This is a genomic window from Rubripirellula reticaptiva, assembly GCF_007860175.1.
Lineage (GTDB): Bacteria > Planctomycetota > Planctomycetia > Pirellulales > Pirellulaceae > Rubripirellula > Rubripirellula reticaptiva.
This window is the reverse complement of sequence record NZ_SJPX01000002.1, coordinates 1,313,108-1,332,220: the sequence shown is the minus strand read 5'-3', so window position 1 is coordinate 1,332,220 and position 19,113 is coordinate 1,313,108. Positions and strand designations below refer to the sequence as shown.

Here is a 19,113-nt window from a genome sequence, read left to right as displayed (position 1 = left end):
ATGAAACCGACGATTCAAACCACCGCTGTTCTGATCGCGATTGCACTGGCAAGTGTCGCAGTCGCAAATCTTGAAACCGCCCAGTCCGCGTCACAGGTCGAAGTGGCGGACTGCATTGTTCGATTTGCGAGTGAGTTGAAGGTGCCGGCGCTAGAGACTGGCTTGATCGAAGAATTGAAGGTCAAACAGAATGACATGGTCACCGCCCGTGACCAGATCGCACGACTCGATGACCAAACTTTGCTAAAACGTCGACGTGCGGCGGCTCTGGAATTGGAAGCCGCAATGTCGGACGCGGCCGACGATAGCGAACTGCAGTACGCAAAAACCGCTAGGGACGAAGCGGAAGCCGAGTTGGCGATGAGCAAGTCTTCGCAAAAAGATTTTCGCGGTGTGATTCCTGAAACCTACCTGACGAAACTTCGGCTCGCTGTCGAACGCGGCAAACTTGAAATCGCCCAAGCTGAACTTCGCAAGAAGCGTGCGGTGATGGAAAGCGAAGTTCGTCAAGCCGAAGTGTCGCTGATCGATGACCAACTGAGCAAACTTCACGCGGAAAGCCGGATCAGCGGTGTGGTGCTGAATCTGTCGCATTCTGCGGGTGAATGGATCAACAAGGGGGAAACGATCGCAACCATTGGCCAGATCGATCGACTTCATGTTCACGCACTTGTCGACAGCAAAGATCTTTCGCCGGCAATCTGCAAAGGGCTGCCCGTCAGTGTTCGCTGGAACGCTTCGTCAACGGGACAGTTGCGAGCTCTCCGCGGCAACGTGTTGTCTGTCGACCCGCAAATGCTCCCCAATGGCGTGTTTCGCTTGCATGCTGAAATTCAAAACGAGAACGTCGGCGGTGACTCCGGCGGTTGGGTTCTGATGCCGGGAATGGAAGTTCAGATGACGATCTACGTTTCGGCGGCGACAGCACGCTCGGCGAACGGAACCTCGATCCGATGAGTGATGTATCGGCCAATGACAATTCGTCAAATCGATTGCGGCGGGACCTGAGCTGTGTGGTCACCGATTCGTCTCGTCGTAGCATGCGGATCGTGATTGACGAAATCAGCGGACGGTTCACTCGTGTTTCTGCGGACCTGTGGCAAGCTTTGCAGTCCGGCCATGCTTCCCCCGATCAATGGCGTCAAGCGGATCAAGTCGGCTGGACACGCCGGCGAACGGTAACAAGTCGTGCGTTCATCTTCAGCAAATTTTCGCCGCTGTATATTCGCATTCCGATTGGATCGGGCGATGGAATTGCCCGCCGATTGACTCCTTGGACGGGATGGCTGTTTTCAAAAACTGCGGTCACTTTTTGGCTGGCGTTGGTCGCTTTATCGGCCGGATTGGTACTCAGTCGAAGTCAGCAGTGGATGACTTTGTTCGGTTCGCTTGGAATGTTTCTGGCACAAACCAGTCCGGTTGTTCTGGGGATTTGGTTTGTCATCACAAAAGTGATTCACGAACTGGCTCATGCGGTGATGTGCCGGCGAGTCGGTTCACGCTGTGGATCGGTCGGCCTGCTGTTGTTGTGCGGAATGCCATGTCCTTACTGCGATGTGTCAGATACCTCACGCAATCCGTCAGCATGGCAGCGTGCGTCCGTCATGCTAGCAGGGATCTATGTCGAACTGATCATCGCATCGCTCGCGGCATTGGTTTGGCTTGGGGCCCGCGACGTGGTGATTCAGTGGCATGCATTCCATTTGATGTTCGTGTGCAGCATTAGCACGTTGATCTTCAACGCCAATCCGCTGATGCGTTACGACGGGTATTTTGTGTTGGCCGATTGGATCGGCAGTGTGAACTTGCGAGCCGATTCGAAGAACGCGTTTCGCGACGTTGTGGTGGCTCGATTTGCCGGTTCGGGTTTCGCAACCCAGCCAGAATCAAGTTCTCGTTCGATTGGACTGTCGATCTATCATGCTGCATCGACGGTGTACCGGTGCTTTGTGTTGCTCGGGATCGCTGCGATGCTGCTGGTGGTGGCCGACCAAATGCATTTGCGGCCCTTGATGGTCGCCGTGATCGCAATAGTGGTGATCATGATGACATTTCGAAGTGCAAAACGCATCGCCCAGATCGTTGGCGGCCAGGGTAATTGGATCAAGGTGCCGGCGATTCGGCGTTTGGCGTTTGTGATCATGTTGATGGGTGGCGGCGCGGCGATACTGTTTTGGCCAACGCCTCGTTACCGGACGACCACCGGGATGATCGACGCGGTTGATGCCGAAAAAGTGTTCCTACCCAGTGACGGTTTTGTTGAAGTTGCCGCAGTTGATTTCGGTGATAGGGTCGAACCTGGCCAAACGATTGTTAGACTGCGGGATGAAGCGATTGAGTTCGAAGAAACTCGAATCACAGGCCAGCTTCGGATCGCAAAAGTTCGGAGCCAACTTTCACGCCGCGCTGCGATGGGTCAAGGAGACAACGCCGATACGTTGCGAACGCTGCAGGCTCAGGAAGAGGGACTGCAAGCAAGGCTGGTCTCGGTTCAGACTCGTGCCGATCGGTCCAATGTTCGGACCAACATTGGTGGAGTGTTGTTACCTGCTGAATCTACGCTCGAAATGGATCCAATCAACGGAACTCAGTCGCTGGCCCGGCGCGTCGGTTCGCTCGCTACATCACGTCAAGCTTGGTGTCGCATCAGTGGCGACGGTCAACTGCACGCCGTAATCACGATCGATGCACGCGATCGTCAAAGGATTCGTCTAGGGACAACGGTTCGGATCACGGCGACAGCGATCCCCGGCCAAGTCTTTGTGTCGCAAATCGAAAGCGTTTCGCCGATCGACCAAGAGACTGAATCGGTGGTGCGTCGGGCTGGCTATGAAGTCGTGTGCCCCTTGATCGAAGTCTTGCAAACCGACATGCTCGAGTTGCTCGGCAGTCAGGTTCGAGCGGCGGTTCGCATGCCAGATCGGACAATGGCCGAAGACCTGTGGCAAAATTGCAAAGACTTTCTCGGTGAGTAACGAAAAAGATAGCGGCGGCAAAAATATCGCGAAAAACGACGGTGATCAGGACATTGCACCTGTGATGCCTCGCCAAGCCGATCGCATGTCGGTCGTGTTTGTTGGCTCGCCTCATCCGGCGCTGTTGGATGACGAGACGTTATTGTCGCAGTGCGACTTGCGATTTCAACGCCGCAGCGGTCCTGGCGGCCAACACCGCAATAAAACGAGTTCTGGTGTGTTCCTGCATCACGAACCCACCAACGTGACGGCCGAAGCAACCGAACGACGAAGCCAAGCTGATAACCGCAGCGTCGCACTCTCGCGATTGCGATTTCGTCTCGCGGTGGAACGGCGTACTCTGTCGGTCTGGGACGCAGATCCCGTGGGTCCGGCTCACCAGCTGAGAGAAAAGTACCGCCACGGTTCCCTAAAGTTCCGCGAATCGAACCCCGATCGACCGAGGGTGCTGACGCTACTGCTGGATGATTTGCATGCTGCTGGCGGTCAACCGAGTGCGGTCACGAAGTCTTGGTCCGTTTCGACCAGCAGCATCGTCAATTTGCTGAAATCGCACTCGCCTGCTATGACGCTGGTCAACCAGATTCGTGCACATCACGGACGGTCGGCACTGAAATAGATATTGGTTGGTAGGGAAGCTGCTCTGCACGGCAAGCCGATCTCACAACGACTATACTCTACACCGAAGTCGGTGATGCCGCGTCGCTCAATTCGCAGCGCACCTTGAATGACCGAAGCCTCAACTTTGTGCGAACCCAACATGCCCTTTCGACTTTCTTGTTCGTTGCTTGCTGTGCTGATCCTTGGAGCCCTTGCGCCGGCGGCGGAAGTATTCGTCGAAGCCGAGAGTTTTGCCGATCATGGTGGATGGAAATTGGACACCCAGTTTGTCCAGCAAATGGGATCACCCTATTTGATCGCTCACGGTTTAGGGAAACCGGTCGACGACGCGTCGGTAACGGTGACTATCCCCGAAAATGGTCAATACCGGGTCTGGGTGCGAACGATCGACTGGGTGGCGCGTTGGAACGCAAAACCATCACCTGGCAAGTTCAAGTTAATCGTCAACGGCAAGCCGCTTGACGTGACCTTCGGCACCGAAGGCGCGGACTGGTCTTGGCATGATGGGGGTATCTTGTCTTTGGAAGCGGGCGAAGCTGAAATTCGGTTGCACGACGAGACCGGGTTCGATGGCCGCTGCGACAGTGTCTACTTGACCACGGCGTTGGATGCCAAGCCGCCAGCCGACCCCGAAATGCTGCTGCCTTGGCGCCGCCAGCAATTGGGCTTGTCCGACAAACTGCCGATTCGCGGCGCCTATGACTTGGTGGTTGTCGGCGGCGGGTACGCGGGCATGGGCTCGGCGATTTCGGCGGCTCGCATGGGATGTCGTGTGGCGTTTGTGCAAGATCGGCCCGTTCTGGGCGGCAATGGATCCAGCGAAGTGCGAGTCTGGGCAATGGGCAACATTCGCCGTGGTAAGTACCCACGCATCGGCGAGATGATCGAAGAGTTTGCGGACAAGGCAACAAAGTCACCGGGAACGTACGAAGAGTTTGGTGACGAGTTGAAAGAACAAATCGTCCGCGCCGAACCGAACATTGATTTGATGCTGAATCATCACGCAATGTCGGTTCGCATGGACGGTTCGAAGATCGCTTCGATTACCGCAATCGATACACGAACGGGCAGCGACGTCGAAATCACAGGCGATTTCTTCGTTGACTGCACCGGCCACGGTTGGGTTGGGCATTGGGCCAGTGCTGATTTGGACATGACCGACGCTGGTCGGATGGGGATGAGCAATATGTGGGCTTGGGACGAAGCCGAATCCTCCACTACGTTTCCCGACACTCCGTGGGCACTCGACCTGAAAATGGAAGACTTTCCGTACCCACGTGATCATCACGGTCAATGGTTTTGGGAAAGTGGTTTCGATAAGGATGCCATCGGCGGCGCCGAAGCAATTCGCGACTGGAATTTGCGAGCGGTTTTTGGCGCGTTCAATGCAATGAAGAACCGTGACGGTGCCGACCAGCACAAGACAGCCGAATTGACATGGGTCGCCTACATTGGTGGACCGCGCGAGAGTCGGCGATTGCTAGGCGATGTGGTTCTGACCGAGGAAGACATCGTCACCAAACGCGACTTTCCCGACGGCTGTGTCCCCAGTACGTGGTCGATCGACTTGCACTATCCCAAAAAAGAATACGCGGACAAGTTTCCCGACAATCCGTTCATCTCTGTCGCCGTCCACGACCGACGCGTCGACCGATCCTATGGCTATCCAGTCCCCTATCGATGTTTCTACAGCCGTAACGTTGACAACCTTTTCATGGCTGGTCGCAACATCAGCGTGACTCACCAGGCACTCGGCACGACGCGTGTGATGAAGACGTGCGGCATGATGGGCGAAGTCGTTGGTAAGGCAGCCTCGATCTGTACGCTGAACCAGTGCAGCCCACGGGACGTCTACGAAGAACACCTTGACGAGCTGCTGGAACTGTTGGAACTGCCCGGCAAAGCCAGACGCAGCACGCCATCGGCCGACATCATCATCCCGGACGACGCGATGCAGAAAGCCGGTCCCAACGGGCCACCGCCGGGATACAATCCCGCCACCATGGAAGGCGTCGTGGTCGACGATTCTGACGCCAAGTTGACGGGTGCGTGGACCGAGGGAAGCGGATTGAAGGGATTCGTCGGTTACGGCTATCGATATGCGTCGCCCAATTCAGATGCAACTGCCACGTTCACGATCCGGCCGAAGCAGTCGGGGAAAGTCGAGCTGCGTTTCTATACCCATCCGCATGAAAACCGGTCATCCAAAACGCCAGTGACAGTTCGGCAAGGTGATGTGGCACGTTCGTACACAATTGACCAGCGCGCGGCGCTTGACGCTGGATGGATCGTTGTGGAGCAATTGTCAGTTAACGAAGGTCAAGACGTTGTTGTTGAATTGAGCACTGATTCCGCGGATGGCTTTGTCCATGTCGACGCTGTGTCGCTGGTCGAAGTCAAGTGACGCGGGCCGCCGGACGTTCAAACATCAGAGCTCGAGTCGTCCATGCGATTCGGTTTGCGTTGGTCTCCGCACTGCTGCTAGCAATCCCAGCACCTCATCGGAAACCCGTTGGCTCGTCCGAGCCACCGCCGATCGACAAGGTGCGCGACCTGCTGCAGCGACCGAGCGTTCAATTCAGTGGTCAAGACGTAAACGGAATGTGGCGGCTGACCGATGCCTCCGGCGGCAATGTTGGAACGATTACCAGAACACTGCCGATCGCTCGCGACATTGTCGGCTATCGCGGTCCTAGTGAAGCGATGATTTTGCTAGACAACGAGCTGCAGATCGTAGCTGTCCATTTATTGTCGAGCGACGACACGGCCGAGCACGTCGAAGCGGTTCAAGCGAATCCCGCGTTCTTTGCTCAGTTTGTGGGTTGGCGGTGGGGCGGCGGTGGAAGCGAATCTCGCATTGACGGTGTCTCGGGCGCAACACTGACTTCACTCGCGATTGCCCAGGGTGTTATCAAACGCATCGGAGGCCAACGACCGTCGTTGGTTTTTCCCGACGACGTTACGGATGAAGAACGCAGCGAATCGATCGCGGATGATGACGACGTCAGCGAGCTGCTGCGTAGCGGGCCCTATTCCGATTCAGTGATCGGATATCAGGGACCAACCGAGTTGCTGTTGAAAGTTGGCTCCGACGACCGTGTCGAGAAACTGGCGATTCGAAAATCCTTCGATAACGAACCGTATGTCGACTACGTGCGAACCGAACGCGGATTTTGGAAGCGGTTTACCGGACGCACGCTTGCGGATCTTTCGACCATGGATCCGGCGGCCGAGGGTATCGAAGGAGTTTCCGGTGCAACGATGACCAGTCTGGCAGTTGCCGATACGATCGTCGCAGCCAGCAGTGGCATCATCCGGCAAAGAACCGAGTCGCACGACAAGTCGACATCGGCAATGGTTCGCTGGACGATCGTCGACTGGATCACGGTTGCGATGATTTTGGCGATCACGATTCTAAGTCGCTGGGGAGCCTTTCAGTCACCGGTCGGGCGTCGAGCCTGGTTGGTCGCGGTGGTCCTCGTGATCGGTTTTTGGACCGGCAATTTGATGTCGATGGCGCTGCTGGCGGGTTGGTCGGCGCACGGGATCGCTTGGCGATTGGCACCAGGGCTAGCCTCGATGGCTGCGGTGGCGTTTTTGGTGCCGCCAATGAAAAAAGCGAACCCCTACTGCAATCATCTGTGTCCGCACGGCGCACTTCAGCAGCTGGTTAAACCGTCGGCAAGATCAAGGCGTCGCATCCGGCTGTCACCGCGTGTCATACCTTGGCTGAAAATGATCCCAGGAGTCACGCTTGTAGCTGCTTACGTTGCCGTCGTGTTTGTTCCGACGATCGATCTGGCATCGTGGGAGCCGTTTCATGCTTACTTGTTTCGAATCGCCAGTCGTAGTTCGTTAGGGTTTGCGATTGTCACATTGGTGGCGTCGGCGTTCATCCCGATGGGGTACTGCCGGCTGGGATGTCCAACGGGGCGGTTGATTGACTACATTCGGCTAACGGCGACGAGCGATCGGATTCGACGCGCTGATATCGTCGCGATCTCGCTGTTGATGATGGCTTGGGGTGTCCAGTTTTGGCGTGAAAGCTAGTCGCTGGGCGAAGTTCTGACGCCCGGTCGCGGTTTACGATTTCGGTTCGCCAAACGAGCCGCCGATAGGGACAATTGCCCAAACAGGCTAGGATACGAGCTGTCCATCCCCACGATTATTCAAGCTATGAATCCAAAACCGAGTTCACCATCGCTGACGTCGCCGCCCAGTGGAGCAACGAAACGATCTGATGCCAAACCGCCCGGGCCGAAATTGACTCCCGCGTTATCGTCAGACAAGGCGACGGCGGTGGAGATTCGGCAGGCAGCAAATCCCAAGATCGAATACCCGGCCGAACTGCCCATCACAGCGCATCGTGAAGACCTTGTGCGACTGATTCGCGAGCGACAGGTCATCGTTGTCTGCGGCGAAACGGGCAGCGGCAAGAGCACGCAGTTGCCAAAGTTTTGCCTCGAAGCCGGGCTCGGTCGCAGGGGTATGATCGGCCACACCCAGCCCCGACGTCTGGCCGCGCGCAGCATCGCGACTCGCTTGGCCGAAGAACTTGAAACGCCACTTGGCAAGTGGGTCGGATACCAAGTTCGGTTCGGTGATCATACGACGCCTGAAACGATGATCAAGTTGATGACCGACGGCATCCTGCTTGCCGAAACACAGTCGGACAAGCGACTGGATGCCTACGACGTCATCATCATCGATGAAGCTCACGAACGGTCGTTGAACATCGACTTCTTGATGGGTTATCTGCGGCAACTTCAATCGAAACGTCCGGACCTGAAGATCATCATCACTTCGGCAACGATCGACGCGGATCGATTTGCCGAACACTTTGGCGATGACGACGGCCCTGCGCCGATCGTCAATGTCGAAGGCCGCGGGTATCCGGTCGAGATCAAGTACCTGCCATGGGAAGACGTTAACCGTGACGAGACTCGCGGCTACGACGTTTCGCGGCACGTCATCGAAGGCATCGAAGTTGCCAGCCGTACCGGTCACGGCGACATGCTGGTTTTCTTGCCAACCGAACGTGATATCCGTGAAGTTTCGCACCGGGTTGCGGGGCACTACAAGCGATTGGGCGCGACCGGACGCGTGGATCTGTTGCCGCTCTACGCGAGGTTGCCGCAATCGGAACAGCAAAAAATCTTTAACCCGTCGGGCAACAAACGCCGCATCATCTTCGCGACGAACGTTGCGGAAAGTTCTTTGACCGTGCCTGGGATTCGGTTTGTGATTGATTCGGGAACTGCGCGGATTAGCCGCTACAGCGTCCGCAGCAAAGTCCAGCGTTTGCCGATCGAACCGGTCAGCAAGGCGAGTGCGAACCAGCGATCCGGGCGGTGTGGTCGTGTTGGCCCCGGCGTCTGCATCCGTCTGTTTTCGCTTGATGATTTTGAAAATCGCGAAGACTACACGACGCCCGAAATTCGCCGCACCAATTTGGCGTCCGTTATTCTGCAGATGAAAACGTTGCGACTGGGACGGCTCGAGGCGTTCCCGTTGCTCGACCCGCCGCGGCCCGAGGCGATCCGCGAAGGCTTGCGAACGCTGACGGAACTTGGTGCGATTGACGATCGGCATGACGTCACCGAGATCGGTTGGAAGCTCGGTCGAATGCCCGTTGACCCGCGAGTCGGACGGATCATCTTGGCCGCGCACGAAAACGGAGTCCTGGCAGAAGTCTTGCCGATCGCGGCGGCAATGGAGCTGCCCGATCCTCGCGATCGCCCGCCCGAAAAACAACAAGCAGCCGACGAAGCTCACGCGAAATTCGCGGATGGACGCAGTGACTTTCTGTCGTACTTGCGACTGTGGCGGTACTACGAATCGGCACGCGAAGAACACAGCAAGAATAAGCTGATCCGTGTGCTGCGGCAACAGTTTTTGTCGCCGACACGCATGCGTGAATGGTCCGATGTCTATCGCCAACTTCGCGAGATGGCAACGCAGGCCCTTTCGGACAAAGGCAAACCGAAAGCTCATGTGGGCAAGATGCGTTTCGTCGATGACGAAACCAAACTGGTCGCCGAAGACCACTACGCGGCAATCCATCAATCGCTGTTGGCGGGACTGCTGTCGGGCGTTGCCTTGGCAGGCGACAAGAACGAGTACACCGGCGCCGGTGGGTTGAAGTTGTTCTTGTGGCCGGGCAGTGGTGTGTTTGCAGCAAAGCCAAAATGGATCGTCGCGGGCGAGTTGGTTGAAACGGCGAAAGCCTTTGCGCGAACGGTGGCGCAGATTCAACCCGGATGGATCGAGTTAGCCGGCGCTCACATGCTGAAGCGGTCGCATCATGATCCGCACTGGAGCGAGAAGTCGGGGGCAGCGTTCTGTTACCAGAATCAAACGTTGTTTGGACTGCCTGTCGTTACTCGCCGTCGAGTGCCGTTGTCACCGATCGATCCTGCGACCGCGCGCGACTTGTTGATCGACCACGGGTTGGCCGAAGGCCAATTGCGTACCAACGCCAAGTTCGTCCGTCATAACGAAACGCTGCGCGAATCGATTGCCGGGCTCGCCGCCAAAACGCGCAGTCGTGACATGGTGATCGACGAGTATGTGGTGGCCGCGTTTTACCAGTCGCGTTTGCCCGCGGATATTTGCGACCGTGGCCGGCTTGAAAAGTTTGATCGTTCGATCGAGACACCGGATTGGACCAAATCGATTCGTGATTCGGCAGGCGTGTCGCAGTGGTTGGCCGAGCCACCCCCGGAGTCCGACGAACCGTCGTTGTATATGCGGCCAGATGACTTGATTGCAACGGAAACGAAGACGATTACCCGCGACGCGTTTCCGGATGAATTAGAAGTCGGCAGTTCACGATTGCCGCTGGACTATCGGTTTGAACCGGGATCGGACCGTGACGGCGTCAACGTCAAGATTCATCAAGCAGCGCTGTCTCAAATTAGTGACGACCGGCTTGGATGGCTGGTACCGGGACTGCTGCGACCCAAGATCGTTGCGATGATCAAGTCGCTGCCCAAGCGGATTCGTCGCAATTTGGTGCCCGCGGCCGATGTGGCTGAAAAGATCGCAAATGAATTGGCTGACGACTACGGAAAGGTCCCCTTCATGCCGGCCGTTTGTGCGGCAATGTCCCGTCACGCCGAAGTCCCGGTGTCCCCATTCGATTTTCAAGACGAAAAACTCGATCCCCATTTGCAGTTCTTGGTCACAGTTGTTGACGATGAAGGAAACTCGATTGCCGAAGGCCGACAGATCGCGCCGTTAGTCGCCAAAGTCGGCGCGGGGCCAGCAAACCTGCCTGAGTCGACCGCTAAAATCGACGACGTTTGGTCACGCGACAAATCGACGACATTTGATATCGATCAACTACCTCGGGAAGTCGTTCGTGTTCGTGGCGGTGTGCGGGTGGCACAGTACCCTGGGCTGATCGACGAGGGAGCGTTTGTGAAAACGACATTGTTTGCTGATGCGACTTCGGCCGAGTCGTCGATCCGCAACGGTTGTGTGCGTTTGTTTGCGATCGCCGAAAAGAAAGAACTTCGATCGCAAGTGCGACACTTGCCACGAATGGACCAAGCAAAAATCAAGCTCTCGGGTGTCGTCTCGGCTGGCGACATGGAAGAAGCAATGACAGACTTGATGGCGCGGATTGCGTTTGTCGAAAATCAACCCGCGATTCGATCGGCGGCCGAGTTTGAATCGCGTCGAACGGAACGAGCTCGCCGGATTGCCGAAGCGGCACAAGAAGTTGCCAGTTGGGTAGGGCATCTTGCCGACGCTTACTTTGATGCTCGAAAGGAAATTGAATCGGTTGGCAAGAGCGGAAGTGGTTCGCCGGCCGTGGGTGACGTAAAGCTGCAGTTGCAGTGGTTGGTGCATGATGGCTTTATGCGTCGTACGCCATGGGCTTGGCTAAAGCACTATCCTCGCTATTTCAAAGCGATCGCGTATCGGCTGGATAAAATGAAGAGCGGTAGCGCTGGGCGAGATGACGAATCTCGTAAGCTGGTTCAAAGTCTGTGGCAACGTTGGCTTTCGACGCAAACGACCTATGAACCAGTCGATCATGTCGAAAGTGAGTTTCGCTGGATGGTCGAAGAATTGCGTGTCAGCCTGTTTGCCCAGCCGCTCGGTACCGCCGTCAAGGTTTCACCAACACGATGCGAAAAATTGTTGAGCTGAACCTGCCATGCCCGAACCACTGCGATTGACTGAAGCACCACCGACACATCGTCAGCGACTGTCGTCATTCGTGGTGTCGTTGCTGCTGCATCTCGTGATCGCGGTCTTGATGGCTCTGATCATTCGCACCACGGTCATCCGCAAGCCAATCGTCCTTGAATTTTCGGCCGCAATTGAATCTGCGGACCAGGCGGATGAGTCGATCGCACTGGTCAAGCCAGCAACTCTGCCGGCTAAAGTTTCGTCCCAAAATGTCGTCGCAGAGGTCACAGCGACCGAGCCCGAACCACCGTCGCCTGAATCGCTGGTTCAGCCCGTCTCGCAAGCCATGAAGGCGGATTTGGACCCTCGAATCGACTTCTTTGGTGCGCAAGCCAGCGGCGACCATTTCGTTTTCGTGCTCGACAACTCGCTTAGCATGGATGCCCGTGATGGCGAGCGATACCAGCGAGCTTGCCGAGAACTACTTCGCTCGGTCAAAGGTCTCCGTTCGCATCAGTCGTATAGCGTGTTTCTGTTCAGTTGGGAAACAGCGGCGATGTATCACGAAGCTAAGCCGCGGTATCGCAGCGCCACGGGCGAACACCTTGCTGAACTTCGTCAGTGGGTCACCCGGGCAAGTCTTGGTCCCGGCACGGATCCAAGGCGAGCACTTGCCCTGGCTAGCCACATGCATCCTGACGCAGTTTTTTTATTGACTGACGGTGACTTCAACGAGCCCGATCAGCTTCGCCGTGACAGTGGCTGGGTTGATGAAGATGGCAATCCCTATACGGAATCGTTCGATTTGGCCATCGAGCACCTGTTCGTAGATCAAGAGATCCCTGTTCACGCGATTGCCTTTGAAAATCCATTCGCCAAAGGTCGATTGCAAGAGATCGCGGATCAGACCGGCGGCACTTACCGTTATGTCAAAACGAGCGATCACGCGCCGGTCAATTTGTCTCGCTTGCAGAAGGAAGTGGAGAAAATCGAACAACGAAATCGGCAAGAATTGACGCGGATCCGTTCGGCTCGGAATCTGATTCGCGACGGCGAATTGGCAATGGCCGAATACGTCCTTCGTCCCGTCGATTCTGAAAAGTTAACGCGACAACAAGATCGCGAACGCCTTAGCGAAGTCCAGTCGATTCTGATGGACGAACTGGGGCAAGTTCGCTTGGAGGACTTCACCGAAAAGTGAATTGCGATGTAAGCAAAGTGAGCGCACGAAAAAACCACTGGTGGTTTCGCCCAGTGGATTCGTTCTTTGAATTAGCAAAGGATCGACTAGGATGCGATCGCTTTGACCATCTTGTTCAGACGGCTCTTGGTGCGATCGGCCGTGTTCTTGTGCAGCAGGTTCTTGGCTGCGGCCTGGTCGATTTTCTTTTGGGCAACACGCAGCTCGGTTTGCGCCGTCGCTACATCGCCAGCCTTAACGGCGTCACGGACACGGCGAAGTTGGCCACGTAGCGTGCTGCGCTTGGCGCGGTTCGAGACGCGGAGTTTTTCGTTTTGGCGGAGACGCTTCTTCGCACTATCGGTATTTGGCATGTCAAAGGGACGCGTCGACGGCGTCGATTAATTGAGGTGAAACGTATTTCTAAGGGCCGGGTAGTATGCCAATCCGTCGGCCTCCTGTCCAGAGTCGATACAAAAAGCGCAGAATAAGCCTCTATGAACCACTCAAACCCCCTTGGGAAAGTCCATTTGATCGGCGCAGGCCCCGGCGATCCGGGGCTGCTGACGCTGCGCGGCGCCGAGCTGCTGCGTCGGTCGGATGTCGTTTTGTACGATGGACTTAGCAACACTGACTTGCTTGTCCACGCGGCCGCTGCACGCCATATTTGCGTCGGAAAGCATGGTCAGACGCGGATTTGGACGCAGTCCGAAATCATTGACGAAATGTTGACTCACGCCAGGGCAGGAAAGGTCGTTTCCCGGCTGAAGGGGGGGGATCCGGCTGTTTTCGCTCGTACGGCCGAGGAAGTTGATGCCTTACGAGCCGCTGGAATTGAGTTTGAAATTGTCCCCGGCATCACGGCCGCTTTGGCCGCAGGGTCGTTTGCCGGTATCCCGATCACCCACCGTGGGCTGGCGTCGGCGGTTGCATTGGTGACCGGGCACGAAGAACCGGACAAGACCGAGTCGGCACTCGACTGGGACGCATTGGCGCGGTTTCCCGGAACGCTGGTGATTTACATGGGTGTGACAACGGCTGCGGTTTGGAGCGGTGCCTTGATGGCGGCCGGGAAACCGCCCGGCACGCCAGTCGCGCTGGTGCGGCGATGCAGTCTTCCCGACCAGCAGACGGTTCATTGCCGGCTGGACGAGGTAGCGGATCGGATGACACCGGCTAGCAAGTTCCGTCCTCCCGCGATTGTGATCATTGGACCGGTCACGGGACTCGCCGAGTCAATGGACTGGGTCACGCGTCGGCCACTGTTCGGACAAACGGTGATGGTCAGCCGTCCAATCGATCAAGCGGAATCGATGGCCATGTCGCTGCGTGACTTGGGCGCCGACGTGATCATTCAGCCGGCAATCGAAATCGTACCGCCCGACGATTGGACCGACGTCGATGCGGCGATCGCAGACCTGGCAAACTTTGACGTCGTCGTCTTTTGCAGCCACAACGGTGTTCGGTACTTCTTGGATCGCTTGGGCGAAATCGGCTACGACATGCGGTCGTTGGCAGGGTTGCGAATTGCGGTCGTAGGATCGAAAACTGCCGAGACGCTTGCCAGCTATCACTTGCGTGCTGATCTGGTCCCCACGGACTTTCGTGCCGAGTCGCTAGCGGCGGACTTAGCATCGGATGTGCACAATCAGAGAGTGTTGTTGGTTCGCGCCAGTCGTGGCCGAAATGTGTTGCCAGAACAACTAACCACGGCGGGCGCGAAGGTCACTCAGGTCGTCGCCTATCAAAATCGTGATGTTGAGTCGGCCGATCCGGCGATCGTTGCACGTGTTGCGGCGGGGACCGTCGACTGGGTTACCGTCACCAGCAGTGCGTCCGGCGAGAGCTTGCACCGCATGTTTGGTCAATCGTTGCACCAATGCAAACTCGCCAGTCTGTCGCCGATCACATCGAAGGCGCTGCAAGACCTTGGTTACTCGATTGCCGCCGAAGCCGATCCCTACACCATCGAATCGTTGATCCAGTCCATCACTCAATCGCAAAGCGAATCATGATCCCCAAGCCATACAAGCAAATGCATCAGAGTTATCCTGAATTGATGCAAGCGTACGAGTCGTTTGGAAAAGCAGCCAAAGAGGCTGGGCCACTTTCGGAACGCGAAGTATCTCTGGTCAAGTTGGCCGTCTCGTTGGGCGCGGGACTCGAGGGAGCCGCCCATTCGCATTGCCGTAAAGCTCTTGAAGCTGGCTGCACCCCTGATGACCTGCGGCACGTTGCCGTGGTCACAGCGCCGACGGTTGGTTTTCCGACCATGATGCGATCTCGGTCTTGGGTTGAAGACGTCATCAAGAAACAGTCCCAATGAGCGAGCGTTTGCTTGGTGTCGTGCTGTGTGGTGGACGTTCCTCGCGAATGGGACGTGACAAGTCGGCTCTGCCCTATTCCAGCGGCGGTTCCAGCGGCGGCACATTTTTGAGTCATGCGATCGATCGAATGAATCGAGTCTGTGACGAGGTCGTGATCAGCGGCAATGCGATTTTTCCGCCGTACGTGTCGATTCCCGATCCGGTCGCGCATCGTGGTCCGGTGGTTGGCATTTCCGCAGCGCTCGCATTTGCGGCCGGTAAAGACTTCGAGGCCTGTTTCTTTATTCCTGTCGATGTGCCCGATTTCAGCATCAACGATCTACAGCAATTGAAGTCGACTTGGCGTGAAACCGGGCAAACAACGCTTGCGGTTTCGGATCGGACTGAACCGCTGATTGGCATCTATTCGGTTTCAAACCTGCCCGAAATTAATCGCTTGGCTGCGAGTGAAGATCGCAGTCTTTTTCGTTTCTTTAGACGCGATGCAGTGCCTCACTCGACTGTGTCGATCGATCCCCTTCGATGTCGCAATATCAATACACCCGAAGACTTGGAACACCATGGCCGGTAAGTTTGCGTTTGATCATCCCGACGAAGCACTGCGAGCGATTGCCGAGAAGTTGTCGGTCGTAGGAATCGAAAAGTGCGTGGATATCCAAGATGGCGGCGGGCGAGTTTTGGCTCGGTCGGTGATGGCTGACCGGGACAGTCCAGCGGCTGATGTTTCGGCGATGGACGGTTATGCGGTCCGGATCAGCCAATTGCAGTTGGATGCACCGGTAATTGTCGTCGGGCAGTCGGTTCCGGGCGGTCCACCGCCGGCGATGCCCGCCGAGGGAGTTGTGCAGGTTTTTACGGGAGCGATCATCCCCAGCGGTGCCGAAGCGGTTGTGAAACGTGAAGACACGGATGAAAACATAGCAGAAGGTGACGGGCAGATTCGCTTTCACTCCGTCGCGATGCAGACATCGATGGGCGAGAACATCCGACGCGCGGGCGAAAATGCGTCGGCGGGGAAATCCGTCCTTCCGCCCGGCAAACTAATGACGGCGGCCGACAAAGCCGTTGCAGTCAACTTCGGATGCTTCGAAAATGATTTTCATACACCGGTCAAAGTGGGCGTCATCACGACAGGTGACGAAGTCGGTTTGTTCGTCAATGAATGTCCCCAACCGTGGCAGTTGCAAAACAGTAACCGGTTTGCGCTGGATGGCTTGTTGGAAAATAAGCCGTGGATCGAGCGCTGTTTGAACGAGCATTGCCGAGACGACAAACAGTCGCTGGCCGAAGGGCTCGTCAAAGCGATTGCGATGTGCGATGTCGTGCTGATGACGGGCGGAGTCTCGATGGGCGACTATGACTACGTTCCGGACGTCGTCCGCGACGTGGGCGGCGAAGTCGTCTTTCACGGATTGCCCATTCGCCCAGGGAAACCGATCCTGGGTGCGGTAACAGGCGAAGGAAAGCTGATTCTCGGTTTGCCTGGTAATCCCGTCAGCGCCACCATTGGATGTCGCCGGATGGCGTTGCCGCTGATCGCGAAAATCAGCGGGCAAACGGATTGGTTGCCCAAGCAGGCTGTGGTCGAACTCGATGCGGCAGGTTCGAAGACGCTGCCGCTGCACTGGATGAGGCTAGCTCGCTTGACTGATCATGGCAAAGCCGTCGTCGTTGAAAGTCGAGGCTCAGGTGACCTCGTCTCGATGGCACAAAGCGATGGTTTTGTCGAAGTCGCAGCGACTGAACCTGGCGGCACTTGCAGCGCCGCTGGCCCATGGCCGTTTTACCCGTGGTAAACTTGCCGGGTCTGGTCCGGGGGCTTCCCGGTCGCGGACTTTAGCCAGGGGCGACCCTGGTCTGCAAAACACTTTGGAAAAGAGATCGCTCATGTCGCGAGCTTTGTTAGTGATTGATGTTCAACGCGAGTACTTCGACGGCGCGTTCCCAATCACGCACCCCGACGGTCACTTAGAACGCATTTTGTCGGTCATGGACTTTGCCGCCGAGGCGAAAATTCCGACGGCGGTGATCCGGCATCATCAACCTAGTCCCGATTCGCCGATCTTTCAAAAAAATTCCGACATGTGGCAACTGCATGCGGAAGTCGAGAAGCGTCCGCGACAAGTTCTGATTGACAAGCAGTTGCCGGGATCGTTCACCGGAACCAACTTGGGCGACTGGCTGCGTCAGATCGGTGCCGAGATCGTTACCATTGCCGGCTACATGACGCAGATGTGTTGTGACACGACAGCGAGACAAGCGTTTCACCGCGGCTATAAAGTCGAATTTCTACGCGATGCCACAGGCACGTTAGCCGTTGAAAACCAGGGTGGTAAAGTGACGGCCGAACAACTGCACACGGCAACCTTGGTGGCTCAGCAAATGTTCATCAGCGAAGTCATTGACTGCGATGCTTGGTTCGCTCGCTGTAAGACCAGCGAATGAAAAACGGAATCAATCCGTATCAACCCGTGATGCCCGTGGATGACGATCACAGGTCGCCTGGGAAACGCGTCGCCGATGACGTTTCGATCAGCACGGCCAGTTTTGAATTGACGCGCCGGGTGCTAAAGCGAGCCGAAGACCAGTATCTGTTGCAGCGACACATGACCCGTTTGTCGCTGGCGTCGTTGGTGTTGATTTTCTTAAGCCTGATGGTTGTTGTCCGGGCGACGTCGATGGGCGCGTTGGCTTTTGCCGCGGGAGTCGCGGCAAGCATGATCACGTCAACGGTCGTTTACTTAGCTTTAATTCACCGATCGAAGATGGCCGTCCGGAAACGTTTGTCGGAAATGGGGCTGGTCGCGGGCGCATCTTGCGAAGTCGAAAGTTCACCAAGCGAATTCGTGTTGGTCACGCCGGTCGACACGTTTCGGTGGCCGAATATGTTTTTGAAATTACACCGCTTCCGAGGCGGTTTCCTGGTCAGTTCGGGGCCGTTTGAATATGCGATCGTGCCCAAGCAAAGCCGTTTCGGAAACGAAAGCTTTCGTCACTTTCGCAAACGAGTCTCGCAGCGAGTGTTGAGTTGACGCGCCGGAATCGTGCCCCTCGATTCGTCCCCGATCTTCCGCTCGATAGTTTCGTCCGACTTTTCTTGCTTCGGTCACACGTGTCATGCAGAGCGTCTTCGGCTAGATGCAATGACAATATTTGCCATCTATTGCCACTGATGCTGTCTTTTAGGGAACACCAGCAAGGAACTACCTATGGCCAATACGCTTAATCTCTCACTGACCGATGAGCTTCGAGCATTCGTCGATGCCAATTCCGGGGACGGCACACTCTACGCCACTCCCAGCGAATACGTTCGCGACCTACTGCGACAGCAAAAGGTACGACAAGAAGCGCACGCGGCACGAGAAGCTATCCTGGATGGATACCAGGATGCGATTGCAGGTCGCACGCATGAATTCAAGGGCGATTTAGATTCGTTGCTCAAGAAAGTTCGCTAGTGGCCAAGAAGCAATCTGGCGTGACCCAAATTCACCTGACCGATAGGGCGCTTCGAGACATCGAAGGCATACGCGTCTATTCAGTCAAGGAGTTTGTTAAACGAGTAGCCACGCAGTGCGTCGCGAGCCTAGAAGTGGCGTTGACACACATCAGCGAGAACGCTGAGCTACTTCACGGCGAAACGGACTTCGATGCTAAGTTTCAGTTCTATTCCGCTGGCAAGCATTTACTCATTTGTGACCGCCAGCCGAATGGCATCTTCGTGTTGACGGTGCTACATGGCTCGATGGACGTCCCAACGAGGTTCGCCGAGCTACAGCCAACTCTCGTTGCCGAGGTCAGACCGTTGCACCCGAAATTGATGTAGGCGAAGGAGAAGCGGTCTTAGCGTATCGAGTCGGCAGCAAAGTGG

At 56.3% G+C, this 19,113-nt stretch carries 16 protein-coding genes; 15 read left to right on the top strand and 1 reads right to left on the bottom strand.

What is annotated here, in order from left to right; all coding sequences use genetic code 11:
- From Poly59_RS11235 to Poly59_RS11205, 7 genes are all read left to right on the top strand, one after another.
- Positions 1–957: an HlyD family secretion protein gene (locus tag Poly59_RS11235; protein WP_146534123.1), complete on the top strand. Its 957-nt coding sequence runs from the start codon at positions 1–3 to the stop codon at positions 955–957.
- Positions 954–2,975, top strand: a complete 2,022-nt coding sequence (locus Poly59_RS11230) for a hypothetical protein (protein ID WP_146534122.1) — start codon at positions 954–956, stop codon at positions 2,973–2,975. Before Poly59_RS11235 ends, Poly59_RS11230 begins: the two co-directional genes overlap by 4 nt.
- Positions 2,968–3,594 (top strand): peptide chain release factor-like protein, encoded by a 627-nt coding sequence (locus tag Poly59_RS11225; protein ID WP_246151552.1) that lies wholly within the window; start codon positions 2,968–2,970, stop codon positions 3,592–3,594. The genes Poly59_RS11230 and Poly59_RS11225 overlap by 8 nt, the downstream gene beginning before the upstream one ends.
- Before the next feature lie 141 nt (positions 3,595–3,735).
- Entirely contained in the window at positions 3,736–6,000 is a 2,265-nt protein-coding gene (locus tag Poly59_RS11220; RefSeq protein WP_246151551.1) for an FAD-dependent oxidoreductase, read from the top strand.
- 59 nt (positions 6,001–6,059) lie between these two features.
- The gene (locus Poly59_RS11215) at positions 6,060–7,646 is read left to right on the top strand and encodes an FMN-binding protein (RefSeq protein ID WP_146534120.1); all 1,587 of its coding nucleotides are present in this window, start codon (positions 6,060–6,062) and stop codon (positions 7,644–7,646) included.
- Between the two features lie 126 nt (positions 7,647–7,772).
- Complete coding sequence (hrpA, locus tag Poly59_RS11210; protein WP_146534119.1) at positions 7,773–11,756, top strand: ATP-dependent RNA helicase HrpA; 3,984 nt, start codon at positions 7,773–7,775, stop codon at positions 11,754–11,756.
- 7 nt (positions 11,757–11,763) lie between these two features.
- Entirely contained in the window at positions 11,764–12,939 is a 1,176-nt protein-coding gene (locus tag Poly59_RS11205) for a VWA domain-containing protein (RefSeq protein ID WP_146534118.1), read from the top strand.
- A gap of 86 nt (positions 12,940–13,025) precedes the next feature.
- On the opposite strand, the gene rpsT is transcribed toward Poly59_RS11205, so the two are convergent.
- Positions 13,026–13,292: a 30S ribosomal protein S20 gene (gene rpsT, locus Poly59_RS11200; protein ID WP_146534117.1), complete on the bottom strand. Its 267-nt coding sequence runs from the start codon at positions 13,290–13,292 to the stop codon at positions 13,026–13,028.
- 123 nt (positions 13,293–13,415) lie between these two features.
- Here rpsT and cobA point away from each other — a divergent pair, with 123 nt between their 5' ends.
- The 8 genes from cobA (at position 13,416) to Poly59_RS11160 (ending at position 19,068) form a co-directional block, all read left to right on the top strand.
- Positions 13,416–14,933 (top strand): uroporphyrinogen-III C-methyltransferase, encoded by a 1,518-nt coding sequence (cobA, locus tag Poly59_RS11195; RefSeq protein WP_146534116.1) that lies wholly within the window; start codon positions 13,416–13,418, stop codon positions 14,931–14,933.
- Complete coding sequence (locus tag Poly59_RS11190) at positions 14,930–15,244, top strand: carboxymuconolactone decarboxylase family protein (RefSeq protein WP_186776176.1); 315 nt, start codon at positions 14,930–14,932, stop codon at positions 15,242–15,244. The genes cobA and Poly59_RS11190 overlap by 4 nt, the downstream gene beginning before the upstream one ends.
- Positions 15,241–15,816 (top strand): molybdenum cofactor guanylyltransferase, encoded by a 576-nt coding sequence (gene mobA, locus Poly59_RS11185; protein WP_146534115.1) that lies wholly within the window; start codon positions 15,241–15,243, stop codon positions 15,814–15,816. Before Poly59_RS11190 ends, mobA begins: the two co-directional genes overlap by 4 nt.
- Complete coding sequence (locus tag Poly59_RS11180) at positions 15,806–17,041, top strand: molybdopterin molybdotransferase MoeA (protein ID WP_146534114.1); 1,236 nt, start codon at positions 15,806–15,808, stop codon at positions 17,039–17,041. Before mobA ends, Poly59_RS11180 begins: the two co-directional genes overlap by 11 nt.
- A gap of 91 nt (positions 17,042–17,132) precedes the next feature.
- A complete protein-coding gene (locus tag Poly59_RS11175; RefSeq protein ID WP_146534113.1) occupies positions 17,133–17,690 on the top strand; it encodes a cysteine hydrolase family protein in 558 nt (185 codons plus the stop codon).
- Entirely contained in the window at positions 17,687–18,277 is a 591-nt protein-coding gene (locus tag Poly59_RS11170) for a hypothetical protein (protein WP_146534112.1), read from the top strand. The genes Poly59_RS11175 and Poly59_RS11170 overlap by 4 nt, the downstream gene beginning before the upstream one ends.
- Positions 18,278–18,454: 177 nt before the next feature.
- Positions 18,455–18,700, top strand: coding sequence for a ribbon-helix-helix domain-containing protein (locus Poly59_RS11165; RefSeq protein ID WP_146534111.1), 246 nt, complete (start codon positions 18,455–18,457; stop codon positions 18,698–18,700).
- Positions 18,700–19,068, top strand: coding sequence for a type II toxin-antitoxin system RelE/ParE family toxin (locus tag Poly59_RS11160; RefSeq protein ID WP_186776175.1), 369 nt, complete (start codon positions 18,700–18,702; stop codon positions 19,066–19,068). The genes Poly59_RS11165 and Poly59_RS11160 overlap by 1 nt, the downstream gene beginning before the upstream one ends.
- Positions 19,069–19,113: the final 45 nt, after the last annotated feature.